The sequence below is a fragment of the Paenibacillus sophorae genome, assembly GCF_018966525.1.
GTDB lineage: Bacteria > Bacillota > Bacilli > Paenibacillales > Paenibacillaceae > Paenibacillus_AQ > Paenibacillus_AQ sophorae.
The window spans coordinates 5,564,257-5,590,399 of record NZ_CP076607.1; the positions used below are offsets into that span (position 1 = coordinate 5,564,257).

Sequence of the window (26,143 nt, forward strand, 5' to 3'; positions counted from 1 at the left end):
CGCTTATCCTATTCAAGTCATAATATCCTTGAGTAAATTATAAAGGAGGTTTCTTACTATACTATGTTGACCCAACAAACTCCCATCAACTCCGGCTTTGGAGCTAGCACGACAGCCAGCGAGATTATCCGCGGCTGCGATTTGAGCGGAAAAACCGCCATCGTCACCGGTGGCTATTCGGGCATCGGACTGGAGACTGCACGAGTGCTGCGTTCCGCTGGTGCTGAGGTCATTATCCCGGCCCGCGATCTCGACAAGGCCAAAAGTGCGTTGGACAGTCTCGACGGTGTTGAAATTGAAACGATGGACCTCCTCAACCCCAACTCGATTGATGACTTCGCAGAAAGGTTTCTTGCCTCCGACCGGCCGCTGCACATTCTAGTGAACAGCGCAGGGATCATGGCACGTCCCCTTGCACGTGATGCGCGGGGGTATGAGTCGCAATTCGCGACAAACCACCTAGGGCACTTTCAGCTTGTGGCGCGTCTTTGGCCCGCCCTGCTCCAGGCGAACGGTGCACGAGTGGTATCGGTATCCTCATGGGGACACCGCTTTTCTCCCATCGTGTTCGAGGATCCCAACTTCGAACAACGCGACTACGACCCATGGTCGGCCTATGGCCAGTCGAAGACAGCCAACATCCTTTTCGCACTCGCACTGGATCAACGTGGCAAGGCCGACGGAGTACGCGCCTTCTCTCTCCACCCAGGCAACATTGCCGGTACCGGTCTCGGAAAGCATCTCTCGGACGAGGAGCTGCGGGCGGCCGGATCTATCGACGAGAACGGAAAGCTTGTCTTTGACCCGGCAAAGGGAAGGAAGACTGTGGAGCAGGGAGCAGCAACCAGCGTCTGGTGTGCAACGAGTCCACAACTCAACGGAATTGGCGGCGTCTATTGCGAGAACTGCGAGGTAGCCCGACCGGTGCCCGAGGAGGATGTGGTCGAGTGGACCCTCGGAGATTCGACCCGAAAGGTCGGCGTCATGCCTTATGCAGTCGATCCCGAAGTGGCCAATCGCCTCTGGAGTCTGAGTGAACAACTTATCGCTCTGAAGTTCTAACGTTTGTTTATTGCAAAGTGAAAGTGCTCAGTTTTGCAGCAATTGCTTATGCACTGAAAAGCAACTGATTAGACATGGAGTGGTGTGCACGATAGTCTCACCAGCCGTTGCGAAGCCTGTGGCTTTCGCCCTTCGCAAGGAATCATGCCCTCAGAGCTCCTGTCAAATCTATGCATAAACATTTATCATTTCCGCACAAGCTCACAGGCTGCTATTCTCCCTTGTCCTAAACCATTATCGGGATGAAAATCGGTTTATTTAACGTGTTCCATCTTCCGTCAATTGGATTGAACGTTCGTTCTAGTAGTTATAAAAAAGACCAGTTCGAGGAGCCCGTAACCTAATTTTCCACTACCAATTAACTCGAAGTGAGATTATCACTATAGACAAAAAATTAGAATGATCAAGTATTAAAGGAGAATGAACAATGGATACAACAAACAAGATCGCGTTAGTAACAGGAGGTAGCCGCGGGCTAGGCAGGAATTCCGCCATCGCGCTATCCCGCAAAGGAATTGACGTCATCGTCACTTATCATACCCGGAAGGAAGAAGCAGAATCGGTCGTCAAGGAAATCGAAGGCAACGGCCGAAAGGCTGCCGCACTGCAACTTGATACGGGTGACGTATCCTCTTTCGAAGCATTTGAATCCCAACTTTCAACCGTGCTTAAAAAAAAATGGAATCAAGAGCATTTCGACTTTCTGATCAACAATGCGGGATTCGGGCTGACCGCGCCGCTTGCGAACACAACAGAGGAACAATTCGACAGCTTGATGAACGTGCACTTCAAGGGTGTATTTTTCCTGACACAGAAGTTGATTTCCCGCATTTCCGATAACGGAGGGATTGTTAACCTTTCCACGGGCCTGACCCGTTTTGCGCTTGAAGGCTACGGAGCTTATGCAGCCATGAAAGGCGCAATCGAAATATTGACGAAGTATATGGCCAAAGAATGGGGACACAGAGGCATTCGAGTCAACACGGTCGCCCCCGGAGCGATCGTTACGGATTTTCGCGGGGGCGCATTGAAGGAAAATCAGGAGGCGAGGGATTTTTTCGGCTCGCAAACGGCGTTAGGCAGGGTCGGAGAAGCCGACGATATCGGCGGAGTTGTCGCTTCCTTATGTACTTCCGATATGAGCTGGGTGAATGCGCAGCGTATTGAGGCTTCCGGCGGCATGTTTCTCTGATTCCAATTGAAAACGGAAGGAATCTTGGTTTTATTTCCAATCCCCACCCTAGTACCTTGACCGCATCAAATTTCAAATATGAATGAGGCGATTTGTACGTGCTGCTCAGTTTATAGCCCCAAACAAACCTTATATTTGGATCGGTCAGCGCACTAGTTCATTGACCGTAAAATGTTTTAGTTTCACCCTCTCTATATAGAAGAAAATGGGAAGGTGATCAAATGAAAAAATACGAAATTCACCTTCTTTATGCGAACGGAACCTCAAAGGGAATTCGGAATCGCTGTCTCATCCTGATACAAGTAGATGCTTGAAGATTGCAAACAACAATTGATGATCGCATTCATCCTGGCCGTTCGCCGTTTCGATCTTAACCGTTACTTCTGAAGAGAGTATCAAGCCGTGCTTAGTGGAGAACATTTCTCAACGCACGGCTTGTAATTTTTTTCACGAATCAAGAAATTTATCGGGATGGTTGCTTTTTAGGTGACATCTTCCCATTTACTATATAGGAGGAACAAACGGGCGCTCATGAAGCGTCTTTCTCCTTACAGCCATCGTGATCTTTGACAACTTTATACGTCCTGTTTCAAGTACGTTCCTCTTGTGTCTGCTAACACCAGAAGCGACTAAGCGGAAGCGATCTTCGCCACAGCTGTGCCACCCTGTTTTTAGCCAACGGTGTCAGTATGAAAGAAGTTCAAGAATGGTTGGACCATAGTGATTACTCTACAACCGCAAACACATATTCACACCTTGAGTTTAGTTCCAAAATTAATTCAGCCGCAACCATGAATAAGGCTATAAAAATATAAAAGCAGATTCATAAAACTGCTCAAGGCAATTTTACAAATCTGCTCTGTTAGTGCCGGTGAAGGGACTCGAACCCCCACCCTCTTGCAAGGAGCGGATTTTGAGTCCGCCGCGTCTGCCATTCCGCCACACCGGCAAAATAATGGTCTCCATTGCCTCTCAAGAAAAAGGAGAGAACTACAGGAGAGAACTTAAAACCATTGAATCAAGAAAACCAGTAATATCAAGGCTTTAGCGGGTAAATCTTCGACTTGCGAACTCGATTTTGAGTCGCGCGCGTCTGCCAGTTCCGCCACACCGGCGCAGAACAAATTAACATATGCTTATTAAAAGCAATGGAGGCGCCACCCAGATTCGAACTGGGGATAGAGCTTTTGCAGAGCTGTGCCTTACCACTTGGCTATGGCGCCGTATTAAGATGGAGCGGACGACGGGAATCGAACCCGCGACCCTCGCCTTGGCAAGGCGATGCTCTACCGCTGAGCCACGTCCGCGAAATGGCTGGGGATATAGGATTCGAACCTATGCGTGACGGAGTCAAAGTCCGTTGCCTTACCGCTTGGCTAATCCCCAATGCATTCCAAATTGAAAATATGGGGCGATCGATGGGACTTGAACCCACGAATGCCGGAGCCACAATCCGGTGCGTTAACCCCTTCGCCACGACCGCCATATGGTAAGGAATGCTAAATTACATTGGCAGGGGCAGCAGGAATTGAACCCACACTAACGGTTTTGGAGACCGCTGTTCTACCTTTAAACTATGCCCCTAAACTGGTGGAGGATGATGGATTCGAACCACCGAACTCGTAAGAGAACAGATTTACAGTCTGCTGCGTTTGGCCACTTCGCTAATCCTCCAAGAAAATGGTGCCGGCGAGAGGACTTGAACCCCCAACCTACTGATTACAAGTCAGTTGCTCTACCAGTTGAGCTACACCGGCCTATTCAATTATTATACTCATGGTGGCTCGGGACGGAATCGAACCGCCGACACGAGGATTTTCAGTCCTCTGCTCTACCGACTGAGCTACCGAGCCAAACATTGAGATTCATAAAATGGCGGAACCGACGGGATTCGAACCCGCGATCTCCTGCGTGACAGGCAGGCATGTTAGGCCTCTACACCACGGTTCCACGAGGCACTTCTTTGATAAGAAGATTTGGTTGCGGGGGCAGGATTTGAACCTGCGGCCTTCGGGTTATGAGCCCGACGAGCTACCGGGCTGCTCCACCCCGCGTCAGTAATATATCTATTTAAATGTTGTATAGATGGTGGAGGCTGAGGGGATCGAACCCCCGACCCTCTGCTTGTAAGGCAGATGCTCTCCCAGCTGAGCTAAGCCTCCAAAATAACAATTGTTATCTTATCAAATTCTACAACATGAAATCAAGTAAAGATATGGTGACCCGTAGGGGATTCGAACCCCTGTTACCTCCGTGAAAGGGAGGTGTCTTAACCCCTTGACCAACGGGCCTCATTAAAATGATGGCGGAGAGAGAGGGATTCGAACCCTCGAGACGCTTTTGACGCCTACACGATTTCCAATCGTGCTCCTTCGGCCAACTCGGACACCTCTCCATAATGGCTCCCCGAACAGGACTCGAACCTGTGACAACTCGATTAACAGTCGAGTGCTCTACCAACTGAGCTATCAGGGAACAATATTCAATTCAGGCTTGATCGCCTGAAAACTGGATCGAAACGAAAGATTGCGTTATTTTGGATAAGCCCTCGACCGATTAGTATTGGTCAGCTCCATGCTTTGCAGCACTTCCACCTCCAACCTATCTACCTCGTCGTCTTCAAGGGGTCTTACTAACTTGGGAAATCTCATCTTGAGGGGGGCTTCACGCTTAGATGCTTTCAGCGCTTATCCCGTCCGTACGTAGCTACCCAGCCATGCTCCTGGCGGAACAACTGGTGCACCAGCGGTACGTCCATCCCGGTCCTCTCGTACTAAGGACAGCTCCTCTCAAATTTCCTACGCCCACGACAGATAGGGACCGAACTGTCTCACGACGTTCTGAACCCAGCTCGCGTACCGCTTTAATGGGCGAACAGCCCAACCCTTGGGACCTACTTCAGCCCCAGGATGCGATGAGCCGACATCGAGGTGCCAAACCTCCCCGTCGATGTGGACTCTTGGGGGAGATAAGCCTGTTATCCCCAGGGTAGCTTTTATCCGTTGAGCGATGGCCCTTCCATGCGGTACCACCGGATCACTAAGCCCGACTTTCGTCCCTGCTCGACTTGTAGGTCTCGCAGTCAAGCTCCCTTCTGCCTTTGCACTCTTCGAATGATTTCCAACCATTCTGAGGGAACCTTGGGACGCCTCCGTTACACTTTAGGAGGCGACCGCCCCAGTCAAACTGCCCGCCTGACACGGTCCCCGTACCCGCTTAGGGTACCAGGTTAGAACCTAGATACGATCAGGGTGGTATCCCAACGATGCCTCCACCGAAGCTGGCGCTCCGGCTTCCAAGGCTCCCACCTATCCTGTACAGATCGTACCCAAGTTCAATATCAAGCTGCAGTAAAGCTCCATGGGGTCTTTCCGTCTTGTCGCGGGTAACCTGCATCTTCACAGGTATTAAAATTTCACCGGATCTCTCGTTGAGACAGCGCCCAAGTCGTTACGCCATTCGTGCGGGTCAGAATTTACCTGACAAGGAATTTCGCTACCTTAGGACCGTTATAGTTACGGCCGCCGTTTACTGGGGCTTCGGTTCACAGCTTCGGATTGCTCCTAACCGCTCCCCTTAACCTTCCAGCACCGGGCAGGCGTCAGCCCGTATACTTCGCCTTGCGGCTTCGCACAGACCTGTGTTTTTGCTAAACAGTCGCTTGGGCCTTTTCACTGCGGCCCCCTCGGGCTATTCACCCTACCGAGGCACCCCTTCTCCCGAAGTTACGGGGTCATTTTGCCGAGTTCCTTAACGAGAGTTCTTCCGCGCGCCTTAGAATTCTCTTCTCGCCTACCTGTGTCGGTTTGCGGTACGGGCACCTTCTCCTGGCTAGAGGCTTTTCTTGGCAGTGTGAGATCATGACCTTCGCTACTACAATTTTCGCTCCCCATCACAGCCCAGCCTTATGGTGTACGGATTTGCCTATACACCAGCCTCGCTGCTTGGACGGACATCCATCAGTCCGCGTCACTACCCTCCTGCGTCCCCCCATTGCTCATAACGGATTATGGTGGTACAGGAATATCAACCTGTTGTCCTTCGACTACGCCTGTCGGCCTCGCCTTAGGTCCCGACTTACCCTGAGCGGACGAGCCTTCCTCAGGAAACCTTGGGCTTTCGGCGGATCAGATTCTCACTGATCTTTTCGTTACTCATACCGGCATTCTCACTTGTATGCAGTCCAGCTGTCCTTACAGTCAACCTTCAACCCGCATACAACGCTCCCCTACCCCTGATGCAAAGCATCAAGCCATAGCTTCGGTGGTGTGTTTAGCCCCGTTACATTTTCGGCGCAGAGTCACTCGACCAGTGAGCTATTACGCACTCTTTCAATGGTGGCTGCTTCTAAGCCAACATCCTGGTTGTCTGTGCAACTCCACATCCTTTCCCACTAAACACACACTTGGGGACCTTAGCTGATGGTCTGGGCTGTTTCCCTTTTGACAATGGATCTTAGCACTCACTGTCTGACTCCCGGACGCAAGTCCATGGCATTCGGAGTTTGACTGAGCTTGGTAACCCTTGCGGGCCCCGCACCCAATCAGTGCTCTACCTCCACGACTTCAAATCCGAGGCTAGCCCTAAAGCTATTTCGGGGAGAACCAGCTATCTCCGAGTTCGATTGGAATTTCTCCGCTACCCCCACCTCATCCCCGCACTTTTCAACGTGCGTGGGTTCGGGCCTCCAGTGCGTGTTACCGCACCTTCACCCTGGACAGGGGTAGATCACACGGTTTCGGGTCTACGCCCACGTACTTAGTCGCCCTATTCAGACTCGCTTTCGCTGCGGCTCCGGCTTCTCGCCTTAACCTTGCACGTTAAACGTAACTCGCCGGTTCATTCTACAAAAGGCACGCCATCACCCCTAAAATGGGCTCTGACTTCTTGTAAGCACACGGTTTCAGGTACTGTTTCACTCCCCTTCCGGGGTGCTTTTCACCTTTCCCTCACGGTACTGTTTCACTATCGGTCGCCAGGGAGTATTTAGCCTTGGCAGATGGTCCTGCCGGATTCATACGGGGTTTCACGTGCCCCGCACTACTCGGGATCCGTCTCGGAGGGAACAGAATTTGGGCTACAGGGCTTTTACCTCTATCGCGGGCCTTTCCAGACCTCTTCACCTATCCTATTCCTTTGTAACTCCATGTGAGACGTCCCACAACCCCAAAGAGCAAGCTCTTCGGTTTAGGCTGTTCCGCGTTCGCTCGCCGCTACTGACGGAATCACTCTTGTTTTCTCTTCCTCAGGGTACTTAGATGTTTCAGTTCCCCTGGTCTGCCTCTAACTCTCCTATGAATTCAGAGAGAAGTGACTGTGCATTACCACAGCCGGGTTTCCCCATTCGGACACCCCCGGATCCACGCTTGCTTACAGCTCCCCGAGGCCTTTTCGTTGTTCGCCACGTCCTTCTTCGGCTCCTGGCGCCTAGGCATCCTCCGTGTGCTCTTACTAGCTTAACCAACTAAGCACTTTTCCTTCACTTGTTCAATCGCTTGACACAAGCTCAGCTAAAAGATGTTCTAAAACGCAATTTTCGTTTCGGTATCCAGTTTTCAAGGATCAAGTTCTTGCTTTTGAGAGTTTGAGCTCTCAAAACTGAGCAACGAGTGAGCAACAGGCCTAAACCTGAGTTTTGGAAGCTAAGCTTCCGATTTGAATGTTTCCGCTGCGGGAAACGATTCTCCATAGAAAGGAGGTGATCCAGCCGCACCTTCCGATACGGCTACCTTGTTACGACTTCACCCCAATCATCTACCCCACCTTCGGCGGCTGGCTCCCTTGCGGGTTACCCCACCGACTTCGGGTGTTGTAAACTCTCGTGGTGTGACGGGCGGTGTGTACAAGACCCGGGAACGTATTCACCGCGGCATGCTGATCCGCGATTACTAGCAATTCCGACTTCATGCAGGCGAGTTGCAGCCTGCAATCCGAACTGAGACCGGCTTTATAAGATTGGCTCCGCCTCGCGGCTTCGCTTCCCGTTGTACCGGCCATTGTAGTACGTGTGTAGCCCAGGTCATAAGGGGCATGATGATTTGACGTCATCCCCACCTTCCTCCGGTTTGTCACCGGCAGTCACTCTAGAGTGCCCAGCTTCACCTGCTGGCAACTAAAGTCAAGGGTTGCGCTCGTTGCGGGACTTAACCCAACATCTCACGACACGAGCTGACGACAACCATGCACCACCTGTCTCCTCTGTCCCGAAGGCCGCGCCTATCTCTAGGCGATTCAGAGGGATGTCAAGACCTGGTAAGGTTCTTCGCGTTGCTTCGAATTAAACCACATACTCCACTGCTTGTGCGGGTCCCCGTCAATTCCTTTGAGTTTCAGTCTTGCGACCGTACTCCCCAGGCGGAGTGCTTACTGTGTTAACTTCGGCACCAAGGGTATCGAAACCCCTAACACCTAGCACTCATCGTTTACGGCGTGGACTACCAGGGTATCTAATCCTGTTTGCTCCCCACGCTTTCGCGCCTCAGCGTCAGTTACAGCCCAGAAAGTCGCCTTCGCCACTGGTGTTCCTCCACATCTCTACGCATTTCACCGCTACACGTGGAATTCCACTTTCCTCTTCTGCACTCAAGCTGCCCAGTTTCCAGTGCGACCACAGGTTGAGCCCATGGTTTAAACACCAGACTTAAACAGCCGCCTGCGCGCGCTTTACGCCCAATAATTCCGGACAACGCTTGCCCCCTACGTATTACCGCGGCTGCTGGCACGTAGTTAGCCGGGGCTTTCTTCTCAGGTACCGTCACTCTTGTAGCAGTTACTCTACAAGACGTTCTTCCCTGGCAACAGAGCTTTACGATCCGAAAACCTTCATCACTCACGCGGCGTTGCTCCGTCAGGCTTTCGCCCATTGCGGAAGATTCCCTACTGCTGCCTCCCGTAGGAGTCTGGGCCGTGTCTCAGTCCCAGTGTGGCCGTTCACCCTCTCAGGTCGGCTACGCATCGTCGCCTTGGTGAGCCGTTACCCCACCAACTAGCTAATGCGCCGCAGGCCCATCCCTTGACAGCAGATTGCTCCGCCTTTCAGCCTCCCAGCAGGTGCCAAGAGGAATTATCCGGTATTAGCTACCGTTTCCGGTAGTTATCCCAGTTCAAGGGGCAGGTTGCCTACGTGTTACTCACCCGTCCGCCGCTAATGTTATCGAAAGCAAGCTTTCGATAACATCCGCTCGACTTGCATGTATTAGGCACGCCGCCAGCGTTCGTCCTGAGCCAGGATCAAACTCTCCAATAAGGTTTTTTCGTGCGGTCACTTCCTCAAATCACTCCGAGAAAATAACCATCCGAAAAGTCTATCGATAGAGCGATTAGCTCATGTTGAAACATCTGACGAGAATTTACATTCTCATGATGGTCTTTCCAAAGCGTGAACCACGCTGTGAAATCCATCTCTTTTGGAACTCGCTAGAAGCGAATCCCCACTCACTCGTTGTTCAGTTTTCAAAGATCAATGTCTCTCTCAGTTCATCACCGTGTCTCACGCGGCGACCTTTATAATATATCACGTTTCCCTCGAATTAGTCAACCTTTTTTTTGAATCAATTTTATTTCGGTTGCCTCTGTGAACGTTTTATCGCTGTTCACTCCCGAGGGACGAGTTATAATGTATCACATGAACGACCAGGCAGTCAACTATAAATATTGTTGTCATCCTCCCCCATTTCCTTAATAAAATAAAAAAAGAGAGCGCTACGCCTCTCAAGTTCATAAACAAGCTCGATATTTAAAATTAGACAATTGGACTATAAAGTATATCGCACCCGATACCCGCCGCCCGCGTCGCTCCACGACGCAATTTCCCGAATCAGTGATCGGGATGCCAGCTTGCGAAGAACAAACGGCAGTTCCGCTTCTACATATTTTAATTCAGAAAGTTCGAGAAGCTCCTCTATGCTCCACGGTCCCTTCCGCTCCTCCAGGAGGTCAAGGAACCATTTGCAGCAATCGCCCATTTTGGACACAAGGGAGAACTCACAAGCAAGCTGAACAAGCTGAATTCTCTGATCCATCGTTTCGCCGCTGATTGTCAATTCCTCGTACAGCTTATAGACCGAGTTGTTCAGACTCTTCACCTGCTCCCATACCGCTGGTGTCGGATAGTGGCCAGCCTCGCCGACCTCCATTCGTGCCCAATGATACAGAGCCATTAGAATACAATTGTACGAATCCATTATACAACCGGCCTGCAAGTAACGTTTCGACTTCACATACATGTGCAGAAACCGGGCAAACTCTATAAACAGTATCCGCTCTCTTAGCGGCTGCTCAAAGGAATTCACCTCTGCGCGAAGCTGCTCCAGAACTTCCTGAGGGTCCCAAATAATATCTCCTTCCAGCAGACAGGTAATAAGCTCGTTATTGCCTCCTGTTATAATGGAGCGCTGCAATATCGAAAGCCCAACTCTAAGAGTCTGGGTCCGCAATTCGCCTGCAATCATGTTGCCAACAAGCTGGTTCTCTTCCCTATCCTCGTGCAGAAGCATTACAACCCTATCGAACTCATGAAGAAGGGCGCTCTGAAAAGGGGCCTTGCCTTGGGAGTCCAAAGCAATCGCTCCAAGGGCGTTCGCGTCAAAAATATCTCCATTTAATAATGTCAGATTGGATAATTCCATTATCGTCCTCCATCAAATTTGGCGATTTTGCGTCAATTCAGTTATAATTCTCTTATCTTATAATCTAATTATTCTACATTTCCATGTTAGTTCCTTCCGGACGACCGAACTATATTTTAGCTGGGAGAAATGACTCATGACCTTTAAATCCGCCAAGATTAACGCTTTTCGCACATGGGGCCTGCTGTTGACCATGTTCGGAATGGGGCTCATGATACTGGGAACAGCCGGTATTGTATTTTGGGGTCAGACGGGCAAAATTTTCGCGGCATTCGGGCTTGTGATTGGCTTGGTTTCCATGATGGCTAGTCTTGCAATTTATTTTTGGGCAGGCATGCTGTCTACAAGCGCCGTTCAGATTGAATGCCCGGAATGCGGCAAACTGACCAAAATGCTCGGAAAAACGGATCGCTGCATGTTCTGTCATACGATTCTTACCTTGGACCCGCAGCAGGCGACCATAACCTCCGAACAGCTAAAAAACGAACAACTTAAGCAATAATCCCCGAATCTGAAGCGTAAGGAAACAAAAGCAGCGGTAGAGTCAGAACCGGCTGTAACAGAAAAAGAGGCCCCCACTCAGGGAAGCCTCTTTTGTCATTTGCATTATTATTGATGAATTCCGCTCAGCGCTTCCCATGCCCCAACTCCCGCAAAGCTGCGGTTCCAGGTCGCAATACCTCCCAGGTTCAAAGACTTGGCCAGCTTCACTCTCGACTGCAGCGACACCTTGTCTTCAATCCATATTTTGCGGAGAACTCCGTCTTCCTTGTACTCCACATAGTTTTGTCCGGCATTTTCGAAAAATACGGGTGTCAGCTTCTTGGAGCGGATAATATCCGCAACGGCGTCCATGCTAACCGCCTTGGAGCTTACTTCCGTCTTTCCTGCAGCCTTTTTTTCTGTCCAAATGCGGGTATACAGCGGAACGCCCAAAACAAGCTTCTTCGCCGGCACTGCATCTTCTTCAAGAATGCGCTCTACCGAGTTCCGCGACCAGGAGAGCGATGCGACCGAACCAGCCTCAGGGCTGGAAGCCCAGTGCTCATCATAAGCCATCACGATCATAAAATCGGCCAATGTTCCCAGCGAGCGCCGGTCGAGAAAGAGCGACCACATTTCGCTGTTCGATTTGGGAGTGACGTCGATGGATAGAATGAGATTTTTCGCTTGGGCCATCGGCTTCAGCTCGCGCATAAATTGCGTTACATTACCGCCATCCTTGGTATATACATTTTCAAAATCGATATTAACGCCGTCCAGATTATAAAGATCGCAGTATTCCAGCATTTGTACGATCGTTCTCATCCGTTTTTCATAGGTGGACAACGCTTGTGTGGTTAAGTCGGGATCGAAATCATTACTTAGAAGTCCCCATACTTCCATCCCTTGATCGTGTGCCCATTTCACATAAGCCTGATCTGCCTGGCTGCGTACGTTTCCTTCGCCATCCACAATTTTGAACCATGTAGGACTCACGACATTAACGCCGTTCAGCTTGCCGATGGAACCAGGGTTCGGATTTCGGTCGTACACGGCTTCCCAGGTTAAGCTCACGGCTTTGCCGTCCCAACTGCGCTCCGCCCGGGTTGGTTCGGATGTTGTCTTCTCCACCGTCTTGATTCCGGTCTCCGCAATACCCGCCGCCTTCACATAACCGGCAAAACCGTTATTCATTTGAGCGTACAGCCACTCCCCGTGTCGGCTCCAGATTCTTAGCTTCGTCCCGGGCGTCATGTTGGCTAGGATGGGCGCGTGAATCGTCGCCTCGGTACGCAGCACGGCCTTATCTTCCTTCACTTCTCCGAGTGGGAACGTCTCACCGGCGGCCATTAACAGAACCGCTCCCGTATCCGCGTTCTCCTGCACATCGAGGCCATATAAGCTTTTAAGCGGTTCGGCCGGCAAATAGGTGACTCCATCCCGTTCTTCGGGAGCCAGCCTAAGCTGAATCGGCTTATTGTTAAGGCTGGCCGCCGTCTTGTCTGCCTGCATATATAAAAGCTTGCTGTCCGTTGAAAGAATGACCGACTTTGTCCCGGATTCGTACCGGATAGAGGGATCTACCGCTTTCTCCAAAATCGGAAGAGGCAGCAGCAAGTTATCCCCGGTTCCGGAAGCGGAAAATCCGGTATATTGGCCCTTGACGAAAATAGGCTTGTCCGTTCCTTTCCACTCCGGATCGACGTGAAGGGGATTTGGCAGTATATAAAAGATTAACGCATATGCCGCTGCCGCAATGATTAACAATCCTGCAAGTCTGCGAAGAACACCGCTTCGCCTAACGGCGCGTCCGTGTCCATGCTTCTGTCTTCTGTTCAAAATAGATCCTCCATACTCTGCTGAATTTAAAGTGAGGAAAATGCTGCCAAGAAGAAACGCCTAATGGCGTCCTTGAAGGACGCAAGTACGTTTCTCGTCGAAATATAAGGCCATTGAAAGCGTGAAACTTATAAATTTTATATTTTAAAAAAAGAAAACGTGAGTTATCCGCTGTTTTTTCGGACCCCGCACGTTCTCGTTACTTTTTGGCAAAAGAGTCTCCTGCCTTCCAAGACGGCGGAGTCTTACGCTATGCATTATTAAGTTATCATTCAACATCAATGCCGCTTGCCCGCACAGCAGCTGCAAATACCGTAAAGTTCCATACGCAAACCGTTCACTATGAAGCCGGTAGTTAATTCCGCCTGGCGTTCGACCTCATGCAGCGCCGGGTAACTAAAATCCTCGATTTTGCCGCAATCCTGGCATATGATATGGTAATGATCGGTTACATTAGCATCAAAGCGGCTGGAATTGTCGCCATAGGTCAGTTCGCGAACCATTCCGGCTTCCATGAACATTTTCAAGTTATTGTACACGGTTGCCACGCTCATGCTCGGAAACTTCGGCTCCAGTGCACGATAGATCTCGTCTGCGGTAGGATGATTCATCGATTCCATCAAATAAGTTAAAATCGCATGACGCTGAGGCGTAATACGGACACCGGTTGTTTTCAATTGTTCCAATGCGTGCTGTACGCCGCTTCCCATCCCTGTCACCGCCTTTACATGTCGATCTTGTATTAAGTAAACGCTCTTGTATTTATTGTAAGACCGACCTTTCAATATTGTCAACGCAGTCAGTTAATTATATTGATTATTATTTAATAAAAATTAGTTTGTTCAATTTTCTATCACATTTAAGTTGCTGTTCCCTTCAACCTCCACCTTATATTCACCCATACCCACTTTGCCGGAGATCGTTTTTTTGTCGATGACGAGCCCCGGTATGTCCGAAATGATGTCGCCATAGCTGCTGGAACCCTTCAAGGAATAGCTCCCTTCTGCAGGCAGGTGGAGATTGATATCGCCAACCGCGCTGTAAATATTCCAGTCACCCTGTACATAAGGAGAACGGACGTCAATAATTCCATTTAGAGACTGAGCGTTAAGTGACGATCTGGCCTCATTCACCACCACATTGCCGTTCTTGGTGGAGACGTCGATATCGGTTCGGCTGCGATCAGCACTGATATTGCCGACTGCCGTTGAAAGCTTCAAAGACCCCGTAACGTCCCAAGCCCGCATATCGCCCCCGTTTGTGGAAAGGTCCACATCGCCCTCAATTTCTCTGACTTTTACTTCTCCATTGTAGGTCTTCCCTTTGATACTGCCGAAGACCTTATGCAAAATGATCGGTCCGTTGCCGGTTTCAAGTGAAATGTCCTGGATCGCCTCTGTATTTTGCAGCGTAATACCGCCATTCATTGTTCTGATATCCAGATTGAAACGGCGGTTGTCCGGAAGGGAAATATCCAAATCGATGCGCGGCTGGCGCTTGCCCGATTCACCATAAGCTTTACCCTTGGTCGTCAGCTTTATGGTGGGCCCTTCGGTAACTTCAATGAACGATTGATCCGAGATGGCTTCCGCTCTTGCCCCTTCCAACTGGTCAACCCACACAGTAGATGTAACCTCTATCTGATCAATCGGACTTCGGTGCACAACGATATCCCCGTTGATCGCGTCAATGGCAAGCTTGGCGGATCGCAATTCCACCGGAACCGTCAGCACAGGCTTCTGAAATTTGCTGCCTTTCGCCTCCCCGTAGTCAACGGCGGCAGCCGTCAAATTGAGGCTGACCTTATTCCACAGATGCAGGTAATGCTCCTGCTCCGAGACGATAAACACGCTTGCGCCAAGCAGGACAGCAGGCAGAAGACCCCGAAAATCCAGACGGAATCTTGGACCGGTTACGGCTTTGCCGGGACGCCGCGAAATAAAGAAATTAGACAGGTACTCCAAACCCCACAATACAGGAAGAGCCGGCCACCATTTCAGCAGCAGCAGCATATGGTCGGTTCCCCATTGCCAGTCCCGGAACAGTAAAATGCCGACTCCTATCAGCAGGAAGGAAGCGGTATAGCGTCCGATCCGGTCTTCATGCCGCCTGCGGAACATTTTTATACCAATCTCCCTCGCTGCAAGGAACACTCCTCCCGCGATCAAGAGAATTCCCACGGCCGCGCCTGCCTGATGCTCGATAAAGTACCTCAGCCAGACCGGTCTTTGCCGGAAAAAGAACAGCATTATTCCTCCGAGCAGCAGGAGCAGACCAAATGAGATTCCCGGTTCGCTGATGAAACGCCGGCGCTGCTCCTGAACGGAATCCATGGCGGTATCCGCAGCCCCAGGCATTTTGCGAAGACGAATCATCCTGTCCGCCGATTGCAGAGCATCATATACATTATAGAAATAGACAGCCGGAATAAACAGAGCAAGCAAAATAAGAAGAGGCACATTGATCTGCATGCCGATGGAAGAAAAATACAGCAGCGCCGCTATATCCAGCACAATCACAAAAGGAAAGGAAATCCCTTTCCGAAGAAGGCCCAAATACAAATGACCGGTCCCGGGGACCATGGCTGCCAGCAGACCGGCTATGAACTTGCGCTTAACGGGACGCTGCTTTTTGCGGGGAGGAATGACTTCTGCGCCGCCGCTCTCTTCCACAGTGACAAGCTGCTTATCACCGCGTTCCATTACAGAATAACTTTCCTGCTCCTTCGCGGACAACGTCATACGGGGTTCATTTTTCATTCGGGCCTTCTCCTTTCTCGTGTAATTTCGCCGAATCAACGTTTGCCGCTCCTGTTAAATTCGATCAGTTCGACACCGGGGGCTACTTCCGAGGAAGTTATGGGAATAAAGCCATGCTTGCGGTATAAAGATACCGCCGGCGCGTTCTTTTTGCCCGTCGACACAATAAAACGCTCCTTATCCGGATAAAGCGCAAATACATGCTCCAGCAGCCGACCGGCAATTCCTTTACGGAAATGATCTGGACTGACCATCATACGTGTAATCGTTAAGCTGTCCGGACGCTCTTCTTCCGTGGCTACGGCGCCCGACAGTCCCCCGTCTTCACTCAGGCAGCCGTAAAAATCCTCGCCGCAATTTCTGAGTGTATCCCGCGTCTCAAGCAGCGGAGGAATGGAATTAAAGCCGATCAACTGTGCTTCCAGGCGGTAGGCTTTATGCTGAAGGCTCCACAGGTCACTAAGCGTCCCCTCGTCCTGCAGGTCCAGCTTCACTATTTTGCTCATACCGGGTATCTCCTTATATTGCTGAAGGCCTGCCGCTGCCGACAAGCCCTCAGTATTAATTACCCATTTATTGTATCTTATGTCAACCGTTCAACACTTCAGCCAAAAGCTTGTTGACAAGCCCCGGATTCGCCTTGCCTTTGCTTTCCTTCATGACTTGACCCACAAGGAAGCCGATCGCTTTCTGCTTGCCTGCCTTGTAGTCCTCCACGGATTGCGGGTTGGCTGCCACGACTGCTTCCACGATTCCCTTGATCGCGCCTTCGTCGCTGATCTGTACAAGCCCCTTCTCTTCCACAATCTGTGCCGGAAGCTTGCCGGTTTCGAGCATTTCTTTGAATACGGTTTTGGCAATCTTGCTGCTGATGGTTCCCTTGGCGATAAGCCCAATCATTTCGCCGAGTCCCTGCGGCGTAATCTTAACCTGAGACAGTTCCAGGTTGTTTCCGTTCAGGTAAGCGAGCAGATCGCCCATAATCCAGTTGGCGACGGCCTTGGCATCGCTGGTGAAATTCAAGCTTCCTTCAAAGAAGTCGGCGACCGGTTTGGATGCGGTGATTACTCCGGCGTCGTAAGCGGGCAGACCATACTCCTCGCTATAGCGAACCCGCCGCGCATCCGGAAGCTCGGGAATGGAAGAACGGATGGCTTCTTTCCAAGCGTCATCAAGATGCAGCACAATCAGGTCCGGATCGGGAAAATACCGGTAGTCATGGGCTTCTTCCTTGCCGCGCATGGAAAAAGTCTTGCCCTGGGCGTCATCCCAGCGGCGGGTTTCCTGCACGACTTCGCCGCCTCCATCGAGAATATCCGCCTGGCGGTACTCTTCATACTCCAGACCGCGCAGCACGCCGCGGAAGGAGTTCATGTTCTTCAGCTCGGCTCGGATGCCGAATTCCTTCTGGCCGAAGGGGCGCAGGCTGATGTTCGCATCGCAGCGCATAGAGCCTTCTTCCATCTTAACGTCGGAAACGTCGCAGTACTGCATAATCGCCCGCATCTTCTCCAGATAGGCGCGGGCTTCTTCAGGGGAGCGAAGATCCGGCTCGGAGACGATTTCAATCAGCGGAGTCCCTACCCGGTTGAAGTCGATGAGCGTGCCGAAACCGCCATCCACATGCGTAAGCTTGCTGGCATCCTCTTCCAGATGCAGCCGGGTAATGCCGATTCGCTTCGTTTCGCCGTTCACTTCGATATCGATCCATCCGTTCAAGCCGATCGGCTGGTCATACTGCGAAATCTGGTAAGCCTTCGGCGAATCGGGATAAAAATAGTTCTTGCGGTCAAACTTGCTGACGTCGCCGATCGTGCAGTTCAGCGCCATGGCGGCTTTCATTGCATAATCCACCGCCTGGCGGTTTAATACGGGCAGTACGCCGGGATGTCCCAGACAGACGGGACAGGTATGCGTATTGGGCGGCGCGCCGAATTCCGTGGAGCAGCCGCAGAAAATTTTGGACTTCGTGTGAAGCTCGACGTGAACCTCCAGTCCAATGACTGTTTCATACTTGGATGATGGCATGATAATCTCTTTCCCTCCTTATCGACCGTTTACAGCTGCGGACGCTGCTTATGGTAATCGGTATGCTGTTCATAGGCGTGCGCGACGCGCAGCACCGTACTCTCATCGAATTCTTTGCCGATAATCTGCAGCCCGACAGGCAGTCCTTCGGCAAAACCGCAAGGAATGCTGACGGCAGGGATGCCGGCCAGATTGACCGGAATGGTCAAAATATCGTTCAAATACATGGTAAGCGGGTCCTCGGTCTGTGAGCCGAGCTTGAACGCCGTCGTCGGGGCGGTCGGTCCAATTACCACGTCGTACTTCTTAAATACTTCGTCAAAATCCTGCTTAATCAGTGTGCGCACCTTCTGCGCCTTCAAATAGTAGGCATCGTAATAGCCCGAGCTGAGCGCATAGGTTCCAAGCATAATCCGGCGCTTAACTTCCAGGCCAAAACCATGGCTGCGCGAATTATGATACAAATCGAGCAGATTGCCGCCCTCGTCAACACGCACGCCGTAGCGCACCCCGTCGAAACGGGCCAGATTGGAGGAAGCCTCCGAGGAAGCAAGCAGATAATAAGTCGCTACCGCATATTCGGTATGCGGCAGGGAAACCTCTTCCCAGACTGCGCCGAGCTCTTCCAGAACTTTGAGCGCTGACAGCACCGTCTCGCGGACGGAAGCGTCGACGCCTTCGCCCAGGTATTCCTTCGGCACGGCAATGCGAAGGCCTTTGATATCGCCGGTAAGAGCGCTCAAATAGTCGGGAATATCGACCTTGGCGGACGTGGAGTCCTGGGCGTCATAACCGGCAATCGCCTGCAGTACATAGGCGGAATCCTCAACGGTCCGCGTCAGCGGGCCGATCTGGTCAAGCGAGGAGGCAAACGCCACGAGGCCGTAGCGGGAGACAAGGCCGTAGGTCGGCTTCAGGCCGACAACGCCGCAGTACGAAGCGGGCTGGCGGATCGAGCCGCCGGTGTCTGAGCCGAGGGCAAAGAATACTTCGCCCGCAGCCACCGCCGCAGCGGAGCCGCCGCTGGAGCCGCCCGGTACGCGCTCCAAATCCCAAGGATTGCGGACCGCCCCGTAGGCGGAGTTCTCGTTCGAGCCGCCCATGGCGAACTCGTCCATATTCAGCTTGCCGATCGTCACGGCGTCCGCCTGGCGCAGCTTGGCGGCAACGGTTGCGTCATAAATCGGCTGGTAATTATCAAGGAAACGGCTCGCGCAGGTCGTGCGCAGCCCTTTGGTCACAATATTGTCCTTAATGCCGGCAGGCATTCCGAACAGCAGCCCTCTTGACGCCCCGGATGCCAGCTTGTCATCCAATTCGCGGGCTGCCGCGCGGGCGCCTTCTTCATTAAGGGTGAGGAAAGCGTGCACATCGCCGTCCACCCGCGCGATTGCCGACAGCGATTCCTCAGTCAGCTCGCTGACCGAAACTTGCGCGGAATGCAGCATATTATGTAATTCAGACAACCGATATTGAAACAGGCTCAAAATGTCATCTCCCTACCTATTTAAATTATTCCAAAACCGCCGGAACTTTGAACTGTCCGTCTTCTTCTTCCGGCGCGTTAAGCAGTGCTTCCTCAAGCGAAAGGCTCTCCTTTACGACATCCTCGCGCATAACATTGCTGACATGCAGCACATGAGTCGTCGGCTGAACGCCTTCCGTATCAAGTCCGCTCAATTTCTCCGCATATTGTAAAATGGAGTTCATCTGCTCCGTAAACATAGCCTCTTCCTCCGGACTTAAATGCAGACGAGCCAGACGGGCTACATGCTGCACATCCTTGACCGTAATGCTCATTTTGGGTATCCCTCCTGTTTAAAGGGCTAAAGCGCCCGGATAACGTTACTAATTATATTGTAGAAACGTGGACAATTCAATGCGGTTATGCCCGCAGATGACGAGAGCAACCCTTCTCGGAAACGGATGAAAACAAGAAAAGCACCGATGGGTGCTTTTGTAAAAGGCTGCTGAATCCTTCTTTAGCCGAGTTCTTCTTTGGCAGTAGTTTTCTATAACACCAGGAAGCTTGCTCATGCAGCTCAGACTCTCTGATATTACAAAAAAACCGGCTTGCGCCGGCTTTCCTTAAATCCAGGCCCGAAGATTCACCTGCTTGATGAATTCCGACTGGGACATGTTCTCCTTGGGACTGGTCTCTACATCTTCCGCCTGCTCAGCCTCACCGTTCATCAATTGGTAAAACAGTTTCTCGTTGTGCGTGGACAGGGCATAATCAATCAATGCCTCTTGCGTAGTTCTCTCCGCTTCCTCGATCAGCAGATCCGCTTCCGTCTCAACGTCTTCCGCCGTGACGTAAAAGTTCCGGTTCGCCTGAGGGATGCGAATGACATAATCAAACGCATTATCAGGATTACGGTCGTAAGCAATCACGTACCCATAGTCCCCGATAGGAAGATTCTGCTCGAAAGCGTCCGCGACAATGACAACCTTTTCTCCTAAACGCAGCATCGCCCTACCTCCTGAGCCAATATCTTTCATGTTGTGCTTTTTCACAGTCTACTAAAAAAAGATAGAGCTGTCTACAGGAAGAAACGGCGCAAAATTGAAAATATACACAAAAATATGAAATTGAAAAAAAGTTGTTACATTTTATAGCCGGGGTCTAAAATCGAGGCAGTTTATTACGGCCAAAGAGAAGCGAAGCGCCCAAAAAGCAAAGAACAATCAGCACTATGCCCGACAGTACCGGAAAAACCCAAGCAGACGCAGCGTTCCCCTGCTGCATAAGCGCCTCTGCGGACAGCTGCGGCAGAGCGGCGGGCGACCAGTGGAGCGGCCGGGGAAGCAGCGTATGCAGCAGCGCCAAACCCGCGGCCGCTGCGAGTGACAGAAAGGCAGCGGCCGGAGCGCGAAGGCAGGCGCTGAATAGAAGCGTAAGCGAGACCGCGCATAGGAGCCATAATCCATACAGCGCTGATGCGGCCAGCACTGCGCTCCAGGAGAGGCCGCCGATTAATTGAACGGTATAATAGCCTGCACATGCGGCGCCCAGCCCCAAAGACAGCGCGAGCAGGGTCATCTGCGCCAGCCATTTGGCGGATGCGGCTGTAAGTGGAGTCAGCGGTCTGGCCAGCACCAGTTCCGCGGTTCCTCCCTCCCGCTCGCCGGCAAAGCTGTTCATCGCCGAAAGCGCGAGCACCAGCAGTCCGACTGTGCCATACTGCCCGATCGACTTAGCCATGACTTCCCCCGCTACCGGCATCTTATACAATTCCAGCAACCCCTGTGGCACGTCACCTGACATTTTCAGAATCTCTGGCATATAGTAGGTCGAAATCGGCTGCATGATGCCAAGGATAATGAACACGACCGGTATCCACAGTACCTTATAGCTGCGGATCATCTCCAGCATTTCTTTCCGGTAAAAAATCCAAGCGCTTCTCATCCTCCCACCGCCTCCATAAATACATCCTCCAGCGACAAAGAACCTGCTTCGAAACGCAGCAGCGGGATTCCGCGTTCCGCCGCTTCCCGGAGAATCACAGACCTTGCCGACTCCATGTCCTGGACCTTTAGAAGTACAGTACCGTCAACTTCCATGCGTCTCTCAAGGATGAAAGAACGGGTGCTCAATGTCTCCAGCCACTGCAAGGCTTCCTTCTGTTCTTCCACCCGCAGGGTAATAACCGGCCGGTTATACTTAGCTCTAAGGGAAGACAGCGTTCCGTGCTCGGCAATCCTTCCCCGGCTCATCATAATAATGTCGTCGCAAACCTCTTCGGCATCATGCAGCACATGTGTAGAAAAAATCACGCTCGTCTCCTTGCCGATCTCCCGCAGCAGTTCCATAATCTCGCGGCGGCCGATGGGATCAAGCGCCGATACCGGCTCATCCAGCAGCAGCAGACGCGGAGCGTGGACGAGCGCCTGCGCAAGCCCTAAACGCTGCTTCATGCCCCCGGAGTAGCCTCCGATCCGGCGCCTTGCAGCGTCTTGAAGCCCCATCCGCTCAAGCACAGCGGCGGCACGGCCGGCAGACTCCTTCCTGCCCATGCCGCTGAGCTTTGAGGCAAGAAGGATATACTCTTCTCCCGTCATCCAATTATAGAAAGAAGGGGATTGGGGAAGATAGCCAATCTGCCTGCGGTAACTATCCCCAATCGGTTTCCCTTCGAACAAAATACTGCCCCGGCTCGGGTTCATTAGACCCGCGAGCATGCGCAGCGTGGTCGTCTTGCCGGCGCCATTAGGTCCGAGCAGCGCGACGCAGCGTCCCGACTCCATATCAAAGCTGATTCCGTCCACGCAAGGCTGCCCGTGAAAAACCTTGTGAAGCCCCGAAACTTGAAGCAGCGGCGGCATTATTCTTTCCTCCCTATCGTAAAATAGGCTAGGCTGCCAAGCAGATTACCAAGCAGAATAATGAATACCCACATCCATTTCGGTCCGCGCACACTGCGCGCCCTGGACAGTGAGACAAGTCCGATCACGGCCAGCAGTGCCTGCAGCGCAAAGAGCGGCCACAATAATGACAGATCGATTGTCTTCATTTACGCATTCCACCCTTGGAGTTTATTTTCTGATCTTATTGTCCTGTTCCGCGATTTCTCTCTGTTTCCGGCGGCGTTCGGGAAACACAACAAACAGCAAGTAGAGAATCGTCGGCAGCGGAAACGTTGTCATCCCCCATAATCCCCAGAACCAGCGCCATCTCCCGAGGTCGCGAGCGGCACGGAACAACAGCGCGCCCTGGGTCATCAGCAGCACGGCAAGTACGGCCCAAGCCCAAAGCGGCAGATTGGAATGCTCTTTCATTCCCGTTCACCGCGCCCTTTCCGTCCGAGACGCATTATGAGCGCAATAATTCCTGCGATGGGAATAAGCCCCTGAACCATCCAGTACACTGGCGGCGCAGAAGTAATCGCCAACAGCGAGAACCCCAAAAGAACCAGGGAGACAAGCCAGAACAATAGCCATTCCTTCAGCATGCGGCGCCTATGTCTTTCGGCTGCGGCAATAAGCTGGGCCTGAAGCTCGCCAAGCGAAGGCGGTGCAGCTTCCTTGGCATATGCGCGGTCCAGCCGTTCCAATCCCGCTATAAGCTCCGGCAGCGCAAATTCCGAGGATGCGCGTTCCTCCGCCGCTTTTGTCTGGCCGTCCTTGTCAGACGCTTCTCCCCATTTACTGCCGCTGTCCAGTCCGGTATTATCCTTCGTCATCCTCTTTCAACTCCTCTCGCAGCTGCCGCAGCCCATACGCCGCGCGCGACTTGGCCGTCCCCTCGGGAATTCCCAAAATCCTGCCTATTTCCCCGTAGCTGTAACCGTAATAATGCTTGAGCAAAAGCGCTATCCGCTGCGGCAAGGGAACACGGGACAGGGCATCCAGCACATCGCTCCACTCTTCGCCTTGGGCTTCGAACCGCCAGCGGATCGACCGGATACCCTGCTCACGCCGAATCCATTCTTCTTCCCGGTTGCGCCGCCTCATCCTGTCGATATACAGCCGGGTCGCTATCGTAATCATCCAGGAAGAAAAAGAGGACGAGCCGTTGTATAACGCGATCTTTTCCATACATCTGACTATCGTATCCTGGGTGACATCTTCCGCCAGCGCTGGGTCCATCGTCAACTTCAGCAAATACTTATAAATAAAGGCATAATGATGCTGAAGCAGCTGCGCCAGCGCAAGACGGTCACCGCGCTGCGCCTTGCGGATGATTTGAGATTCCTCGTCGCTCATCGGTTCTCCCGCCGTTTATTTTTTCTCATATGTAATACGTTTGGTCCGTACGAATCGTTCAAAGGCTTTATGAAAAAATTATAATTGATCTCTCTGGTGCTCCCACAGCCTGCTCCGCCAGGGCTGCCTTACTCCTCTTCCCCTCGGGAAGCTCCAGAATAAAGGGATAGTTGGCATCTGCGAAACGGATTTATCGTTATGTGAAGCAGAGCCGTCATCCGCAGAGTCATCATAGGCTGCCCCTTCTTCCCGGATGCCGTCCTGCCCGTTTGACGCTGCATGCTTACCCTCACCGTTATCCATTTTTTCTTCATCGCCGGCAAATTCGAGTATATCGTAGTACTCCCCGTAATCGAGAAGATAGCGTATCCCGCTCTTCAACAAAAGCTCCTCCGTTCACCCTTTACCTAAGAAGAAACGCCTGACGGCGTCTGTTCAAGAACCAAGACAAAAAAAGAACGCAAACCGGGATGATTCCACAGTCTGCGTGCTTCGCTTAGGTAAATGTTACATTTAATTAACGTGATTGTAGCAAGTTTGTATCCTTTTGTCCAGCCTATTTCTCGCTTTTTGTCGATCACCGTTATCTTCTGTCAAGACACATAAGGATTGTTCGCCCGCTCAAAGCCGATCCTCGTGCGCGGGCCGTGTCCCGGATATACAGTGACATCGTCATCCAGCTTGAACAGCTTGCCCTGAATGGAATCCAGCAGATCGCGCTCTCTTCCGCCAGGCAGGTCGGTCCGCCCGACACCCAGCCGGAAGAGCACATCACCGGCGAACAAGTCGTTTCCGCACAAAAAGCTTACGCTTCCCGGAGAATGCCCCGGGGTGTGAAAGACCCGGAATGTATTCCCTATCAGCTCAAGCGTTTGTCCCTCGTCCAGATCGAACTCGGCGGGATCCGTCGTAATAGGCGGCGATACGTTCGGCCATAGAAGCGAGCCGTTCAGCTTGGCGCTTGTCAGCCAATCGCTCTCCAAGGCATGAAGATAAACCGGGCAGTTCTTCAGCTTGCGAATTTCGTCAACACCGGCGATATGGTCAAAATGCGCATGCGTCAGCAGGATCGCTTCGATCTCCATGTCCTGAATGGCCCGCAATAGCGGGGCCGGGTTCATGCCCGGGTCGATAATAATGCCTTTGGCGGCGTCCGCTCCCGTCAGCAAATAGGCATTGGTCTGCAAAGGACCGAGACTAAAATTCCGAATGTTCAGCATCGCATTAAAACCCGGAAATCAGTTCGCGCAGTTCCTTGGCGATCACTGCCTGATATTCCGTTCCTTCCCCGTAGGCTTGGCCCATCGCCTTGCGGACCTCCGCGATTTTGCCTTCGTAGTCCGAAGCCTCGCGGTCCGGATTCTCTCTTTTAAAATCGTTCATGAGCTTCTGCACATGCTGCGGGCGCGGACCCCAATGTCCCAGAACATGCCCGCCCGTATCCGCAATAATGACAATCGGCACAGCGCGTCCGCCCATAGTCAGATAATCGTCCATCACATCCTGATTATCCTCCAGAATAAGCACTTCCGTCTTGATTCCAGCCGTTTCCATAATCCGGAATACCGCAGGCACATTGCGGACGACGTCGCCGCACCAGTCGGCGGCCAAAATCAGCGAGCGCAGATCGTCGCGGTGGTTAAGGCTTTCAAAAAACTCCTGGTCGCTCTCGTCCTGCCAGGAAAAAGCTTCATACCATGATTCAAACGCCTGCTGGTTCTTGGTCATGTCCTCCACAAATTGACGGGGAGTCAGGCCTTGTCCGTATTTGGAAGCAAGATTTCGCTTCATGCCGCATTACCTCTTTTCTTTTTGGATTGGAGCCACTTGAACAGAAAATAAACGACGATAAGCGCAATGGCGCCGATGATGATTTCATGCGTATACGCAGCGGCTTTTTCGTCAATATTCTTCCAATTTTCACCCAGGCTCATGCCTAGATAAACAAACAATACGCTCCAGGGGATGACGGCCAGCGTTGTGAGCATAATGAACCGCCAGAGCGGCATGCGGGAAATTCCCGCAGGGACGGAAATGGCGTGCCGAACCACCGGTATAAACCGCGCTGTAAAAATAACGCCAGTGCCGTACTTCTCAAACCAGGCTTCCGCATGGTCGATATGATGCTTTTTGATTAAAATGTATTTGCCGTACCGTTCCAGCACCGGCCTGCCTCCGTAACGTCCAATCCAATACACGAAAATCTGCGCTATAACCCCGCCTATCGTACCGAACAGAACGGCCCCGAAGAAATTAATCTCTCCCAAATGAACCAAATAACCGCCGTAGGCCAGGACGATTTCGCTAGGGATGACTTCAATCATAAGTCCAATCATAATACCGAAGTAACCCAGACTCTGAATCCATTCGAACAGCTGCGAGACCAGATCAGAAATGACATGCAACTTTCGTTCCTCCTCCCGTTACTTTCGGAATGCTATCCGTGC

The 26,143-nt window shown here is 51.9% G+C and carries 22 protein-coding genes, 15 tRNA genes, 2 rRNA genes and 1 pseudogene; 4 read left to right on the forward strand and 36 right to left on the reverse strand.

The features are described 5' to 3' along the window. The first annotated feature begins 63 nt into the window (after window positions 1–63). The 3 genes and pseudogenes from KP014_RS26945 to KP014_RS26955 all read left to right on the forward strand — a co-directional run. Complete coding sequence (locus tag KP014_RS26945; RefSeq protein WP_036600701.1) at window positions 64–1,062, forward strand: oxidoreductase; 999 nt, start codon at window positions 64–66, stop codon at window positions 1,060–1,062. A 427-nt stretch (window positions 1,063–1,489) separates the two neighbouring features. Next, window positions 1,490–2,254 (forward strand): SDR family oxidoreductase, encoded by a 765-nt coding sequence (locus tag KP014_RS26950; protein ID WP_036600700.1) that lies wholly within the window; start codon window positions 1,490–1,492, stop codon window positions 2,252–2,254. A 635-nt stretch (window positions 2,255–2,889) separates the two neighbouring features. Next, window positions 2,890–3,069, forward strand: a pseudogene (locus KP014_RS26955) (tyrosine-type recombinase/integrase); the annotation flags it as partial. A 51-nt stretch (window positions 3,070–3,120) separates the two neighbouring features. Here the strand turns inward: KP014_RS26955 and KP014_RS26960 are convergent. From KP014_RS26960 to KP014_RS27045, 18 genes are all read right to left on the reverse strand, one after another. Next, window positions 3,121–3,203, reverse strand: a tRNA-Leu gene (locus tag KP014_RS26960). 200 nt (window positions 3,204–3,403) lie between these two features. Next, a tRNA-Cys gene (locus KP014_RS26965) sits at window positions 3,404–3,477 on the reverse strand. 9 nt (window positions 3,478–3,486) lie between these two features. Further along, a tRNA-Gly gene (locus tag KP014_RS26970) sits at window positions 3,487–3,561 on the reverse strand. A 4-nt stretch (window positions 3,562–3,565) separates the two neighbouring features. Next, a tRNA-Gln gene (locus KP014_RS26975) sits at window positions 3,566–3,640 on the reverse strand. Window positions 3,641–3,661: 21 nt separating this feature from the next. Continuing rightward, window positions 3,662–3,737 (reverse strand) — tRNA-His (locus KP014_RS26980). Window positions 3,738–3,764: 27 nt separating this feature from the next. After that, window positions 3,765–3,838: transfer RNA gene (locus KP014_RS26985), tRNA-Trp, on the reverse strand. Window positions 3,839–3,842: 4 nt separating this feature from the next. Beyond that, window positions 3,843–3,928, reverse strand: a tRNA-Tyr gene (locus KP014_RS26990). Between the two features lie 7 nt (window positions 3,929–3,935). Beyond that, window positions 3,936–4,011, reverse strand: a tRNA-Thr gene (locus tag KP014_RS26995). A 20-nt stretch (window positions 4,012–4,031) separates the two neighbouring features. Further along, window positions 4,032–4,107: transfer RNA gene (locus KP014_RS27000), tRNA-Phe, on the reverse strand. Window positions 4,108–4,127: 20 nt separating this feature from the next. Further along, a tRNA-Asp gene (locus tag KP014_RS27005) sits at window positions 4,128–4,204 on the reverse strand. 27 nt (window positions 4,205–4,231) lie between these two features. Further along, window positions 4,232–4,308: transfer RNA gene (locus KP014_RS27010), tRNA-Met, on the reverse strand. A 32-nt stretch (window positions 4,309–4,340) separates the two neighbouring features. Next, window positions 4,341–4,416: transfer RNA gene (locus tag KP014_RS27015), tRNA-Val, on the reverse strand. Between the two features lie 54 nt (window positions 4,417–4,470). After that, window positions 4,471–4,545, reverse strand: a tRNA-Glu gene (locus tag KP014_RS27020). A 12-nt stretch (window positions 4,546–4,557) separates the two neighbouring features. Then, window positions 4,558–4,649, reverse strand: a tRNA-Ser gene (locus KP014_RS27025). Between the two features lie 4 nt (window positions 4,650–4,653). Beyond that, window positions 4,654–4,729 (reverse strand) — tRNA-Asn (locus KP014_RS27030). A 61-nt stretch (window positions 4,730–4,790) separates the two neighbouring features. Next, window positions 4,791–7,716, reverse strand: a 23S ribosomal RNA gene (locus KP014_RS27035). A 229-nt stretch (window positions 7,717–7,945) separates the two neighbouring features. Then, window positions 7,946–9,500: ribosomal RNA gene (locus KP014_RS27040) — 16S ribosomal RNA — on the reverse strand. Together the 16S and 23S rRNA genes with 15 tRNA genes alongside form the textbook arrangement of a ribosomal RNA operon. A 508-nt stretch (window positions 9,501–10,008) precedes the next feature. Beyond that, window positions 10,009–10,881, reverse strand: a complete 873-nt coding sequence (locus KP014_RS27045) for a nucleotidyltransferase-like protein (protein WP_036597130.1) — start codon at window positions 10,879–10,881, stop codon at window positions 10,009–10,011. 136 nt (window positions 10,882–11,017) lie between these two features. Here KP014_RS27045 and KP014_RS27050 point away from each other — a divergent pair, with 136 nt between their 5' ends. Further along, a complete protein-coding gene (locus KP014_RS27050) occupies window positions 11,018–11,383 on the forward strand; it encodes a YgzB family protein (protein WP_036597128.1) in 366 nt (121 codons plus the stop codon). Between the two features lie 107 nt (window positions 11,384–11,490). On the opposite strand, the gene KP014_RS27055 is transcribed toward KP014_RS27050, so the two are convergent. From KP014_RS27055 to uptA, 18 genes are all read right to left on the reverse strand, one after another. Continuing rightward, entirely contained in the window at window positions 11,491–13,203 is a 1,713-nt protein-coding gene (locus tag KP014_RS27055) for a glycosyl hydrolase family 18 protein (RefSeq protein ID WP_036597126.1), read from the reverse strand. 278 nt (window positions 13,204–13,481) lie between these two features. After that, window positions 13,482–13,913 carry a Fur family transcriptional regulator gene (locus tag KP014_RS27060; RefSeq protein WP_036597121.1) on the reverse strand — a complete coding sequence of 144 codons (432 nt, stop codon included), beginning with the start codon at window positions 13,911–13,913 and terminating at the stop codon, window positions 13,482–13,484. A gap of 132 nt (window positions 13,914–14,045) precedes the next feature. Further along, on the reverse strand, window positions 14,046–15,962 hold the full coding sequence (locus tag KP014_RS27065; RefSeq protein WP_051500218.1) for a DUF4097 family beta strand repeat-containing protein: 1,917 nt from the start codon (window positions 15,960–15,962) through the stop codon (window positions 14,046–14,048). Window positions 15,963–15,997: 35 nt separating this feature from the next. Continuing rightward, the gene (locus KP014_RS27070; protein ID WP_036597119.1) at window positions 15,998–16,468 is read right to left on the reverse strand and encodes a GNAT family N-acetyltransferase; all 471 of its coding nucleotides are present in this window, start codon (window positions 16,466–16,468) and stop codon (window positions 15,998–16,000) included. A gap of 82 nt (window positions 16,469–16,550) precedes the next feature. Further along, window positions 16,551–17,990 (reverse strand): Asp-tRNA(Asn)/Glu-tRNA(Gln) amidotransferase subunit GatB, encoded by a 1,440-nt coding sequence (gene gatB, locus KP014_RS27075; RefSeq protein WP_090834468.1) that lies wholly within the window; start codon window positions 17,988–17,990, stop codon window positions 16,551–16,553. 29 nt (window positions 17,991–18,019) lie between these two features. Then, window positions 18,020–19,477 carry an Asp-tRNA(Asn)/Glu-tRNA(Gln) amidotransferase subunit GatA gene (gene gatA / locus KP014_RS27080; protein ID WP_036597116.1) on the reverse strand — a complete coding sequence of 486 codons (1,458 nt, stop codon included), beginning with the start codon at window positions 19,475–19,477 and terminating at the stop codon, window positions 18,020–18,022. Between the two features lie 25 nt (window positions 19,478–19,502). Continuing rightward, window positions 19,503–19,790 (reverse strand): Asp-tRNA(Asn)/Glu-tRNA(Gln) amidotransferase subunit GatC, encoded by a 288-nt coding sequence (gatC, locus tag KP014_RS27085; protein ID WP_036597114.1) that lies wholly within the window; start codon window positions 19,788–19,790, stop codon window positions 19,503–19,505. A gap of 288 nt (window positions 19,791–20,078) precedes the next feature. Further along, window positions 20,079–20,462, reverse strand: a complete 384-nt coding sequence (locus tag KP014_RS27090; RefSeq protein ID WP_036597112.1) for a hypothetical protein — start codon at window positions 20,460–20,462, stop codon at window positions 20,079–20,081. Window positions 20,463–20,616: 154 nt separating this feature from the next. Continuing rightward, the gene (locus KP014_RS27095) at window positions 20,617–21,399 is read right to left on the reverse strand and encodes an ABC transporter permease subunit (protein ID WP_036597110.1); all 783 of its coding nucleotides are present in this window, start codon (window positions 21,397–21,399) and stop codon (window positions 20,617–20,619) included. Beyond that, window positions 21,396–22,316 carry an ABC transporter ATP-binding protein gene (locus KP014_RS27100; protein WP_036597108.1) on the reverse strand — a complete coding sequence of 307 codons (921 nt, stop codon included), beginning with the start codon at window positions 22,314–22,316 and terminating at the stop codon, window positions 21,396–21,398. Before KP014_RS27100 ends, KP014_RS27095 begins: the two co-directional genes overlap by 4 nt. Further along, window positions 22,316–22,504, reverse strand: a complete 189-nt coding sequence (locus KP014_RS27105) for a PLD nuclease N-terminal domain-containing protein (protein WP_036597106.1) — start codon at window positions 22,502–22,504, stop codon at window positions 22,316–22,318. The genes KP014_RS27100 and KP014_RS27105 overlap by 1 nt, the downstream gene beginning before the upstream one ends. A gap of 22 nt (window positions 22,505–22,526) precedes the next feature. Continuing rightward, window positions 22,527–22,769, reverse strand: coding sequence for a hypothetical protein (locus tag KP014_RS27110; RefSeq protein WP_036597104.1), 243 nt, complete (start codon window positions 22,767–22,769; stop codon window positions 22,527–22,529). Continuing rightward, on the reverse strand, window positions 22,766–23,173 hold the full coding sequence (locus KP014_RS27115; RefSeq protein ID WP_036597102.1) for a YxlC family protein: 408 nt from the start codon (window positions 23,171–23,173) through the stop codon (window positions 22,766–22,768). Before KP014_RS27115 ends, KP014_RS27110 begins: the two co-directional genes overlap by 4 nt. Then, window positions 23,160–23,696 carry an RNA polymerase sigma factor SigY gene (sigY, locus tag KP014_RS27120; RefSeq protein WP_036597100.1) on the reverse strand — a complete coding sequence of 179 codons (537 nt, stop codon included), beginning with the start codon at window positions 23,694–23,696 and terminating at the stop codon, window positions 23,160–23,162. Before sigY ends, KP014_RS27115 begins: the two co-directional genes overlap by 14 nt. A gap of 78 nt (window positions 23,697–23,774) precedes the next feature. Next, on the reverse strand, window positions 23,775–24,077 hold the full coding sequence (locus KP014_RS27125; protein ID WP_036597098.1) for a hypothetical protein: 303 nt from the start codon (window positions 24,075–24,077) through the stop codon (window positions 23,775–23,777). Between the two features lie 212 nt (window positions 24,078–24,289). Then, the gene (locus KP014_RS27130) at window positions 24,290–24,916 is read right to left on the reverse strand and encodes an MBL fold metallo-hydrolase (protein ID WP_036597097.1); all 627 of its coding nucleotides are present in this window, start codon (window positions 24,914–24,916) and stop codon (window positions 24,290–24,292) included. A gap of 4 nt (window positions 24,917–24,920) precedes the next feature. Then, window positions 24,921–25,487, reverse strand: coding sequence for a thioredoxin family protein (locus tag KP014_RS27135; protein WP_036597095.1), 567 nt, complete (start codon window positions 25,485–25,487; stop codon window positions 24,921–24,923). Then, a complete protein-coding gene (uptA, locus tag KP014_RS27140) occupies window positions 25,484–26,101 on the reverse strand; it encodes an undecaprenyl phosphate transporter UptA (RefSeq protein ID WP_036597093.1) in 618 nt (205 codons plus the stop codon). The genes KP014_RS27135 and uptA overlap by 4 nt, the downstream gene beginning before the upstream one ends. Window positions 26,102–26,143: the final 42 nt, after the last annotated feature.

What these genes read in the sequence shown, in the direction of transcription:
- KP014_RS27135 (WP_036597095.1), bottom strand. Translation starts at nt 25,487, where the DNA reads ATGAAGCGAAATCTTGCTTCCAAATACGGACAAGGCCTGACTCCCCGT.
- sigY (WP_036597100.1), bottom strand. Translation starts at nt 23,696, where the DNA reads ATGAGCGACGAGGAATCTCAAATCATCCGCAAGGCGCAGCGCGGTGAC.
- KP014_RS27050 (WP_036597128.1), top strand. Translation starts at nt 11,018, where the DNA reads ATGACCTTTAAATCCGCCAAGATTAACGCTTTTCGCACATGGGGCCTG.
- KP014_RS27130 (WP_036597097.1), bottom strand. Translation starts at nt 24,916, where the DNA reads ATGCTGAACATTCGGAATTTTAGTCTCGGTCCTTTGCAGACCAATGCC.
- KP014_RS26945 (WP_036600701.1), top strand. Translation starts at nt 64, where the DNA reads ATGTTGACCCAACAAACTCCCATCAACTCCGGCTTTGGAGCTAGCACG.
- KP014_RS27070 (WP_036597119.1), bottom strand. Translation starts at nt 16,468, where the DNA reads ATGAGCAAAATAGTGAAGCTGGACCTGCAGGACGAGGGGACGCTTAGT.
- KP014_RS27115 (WP_036597102.1), bottom strand. Translation starts at nt 23,173, where the DNA reads ATGACGAAGGATAATACCGGACTGGACAGCGGCAGTAAATGGGGAGAA.
- KP014_RS27100 (WP_036597108.1), bottom strand. Translation starts at nt 22,316, where the DNA reads ATGCCGCCGCTGCTTCAAGTTTCGGGGCTTCACAAGGTTTTTCACGGG.
- KP014_RS27065 (WP_051500218.1), bottom strand. Translation starts at nt 15,962, where the DNA reads ATGAAAAATGAACCCCGTATGACGTTGTCCGCGAAGGAGCAGGAAAGT.
- KP014_RS27060 (WP_036597121.1), bottom strand. Translation starts at nt 13,913, where the DNA reads ATGGGAAGCGGCGTACAGCACGCATTGGAACAATTGAAAACAACCGGT.
- gatB (WP_090834468.1), bottom strand. Translation starts at nt 17,990, where the DNA reads ATGCCATCATCCAAGTATGAAACAGTCATTGGACTGGAGGTTCACGTC.
- KP014_RS27110 (WP_036597104.1), bottom strand. Translation starts at nt 22,769, where the DNA reads ATGAAAGAGCATTCCAATCTGCCGCTTTGGGCTTGGGCCGTACTTGCC.
- KP014_RS26950 (WP_036600700.1), top strand. Translation starts at nt 1,490, where the DNA reads ATGGATACAACAAACAAGATCGCGTTAGTAACAGGAGGTAGCCGCGGG.
- KP014_RS27095 (WP_036597110.1), bottom strand. Translation starts at nt 21,399, where the DNA reads ATGAGAAGCGCTTGGATTTTTTACCGGAAAGAAATGCTGGAGATGATC.
- KP014_RS27105 (WP_036597106.1), bottom strand. Translation starts at nt 22,504, where the DNA reads ATGAAGACAATCGATCTGTCATTATTGTGGCCGCTCTTTGCGCTGCAG.
- KP014_RS27045 (WP_036597130.1), bottom strand. Translation starts at nt 10,881, where the DNA reads ATGGAATTATCCAATCTGACATTATTAAATGGAGATATTTTTGACGCG.
- gatC (WP_036597114.1), bottom strand. Translation starts at nt 19,790, where the DNA reads ATGAGCATTACGGTCAAGGATGTGCAGCATGTAGCCCGTCTGGCTCGT.
- KP014_RS27090 (WP_036597112.1), bottom strand. Translation starts at nt 20,462, where the DNA reads ATGCTGCGTTTAGGAGAAAAGGTTGTCATTGTCGCGGACGCTTTCGAG.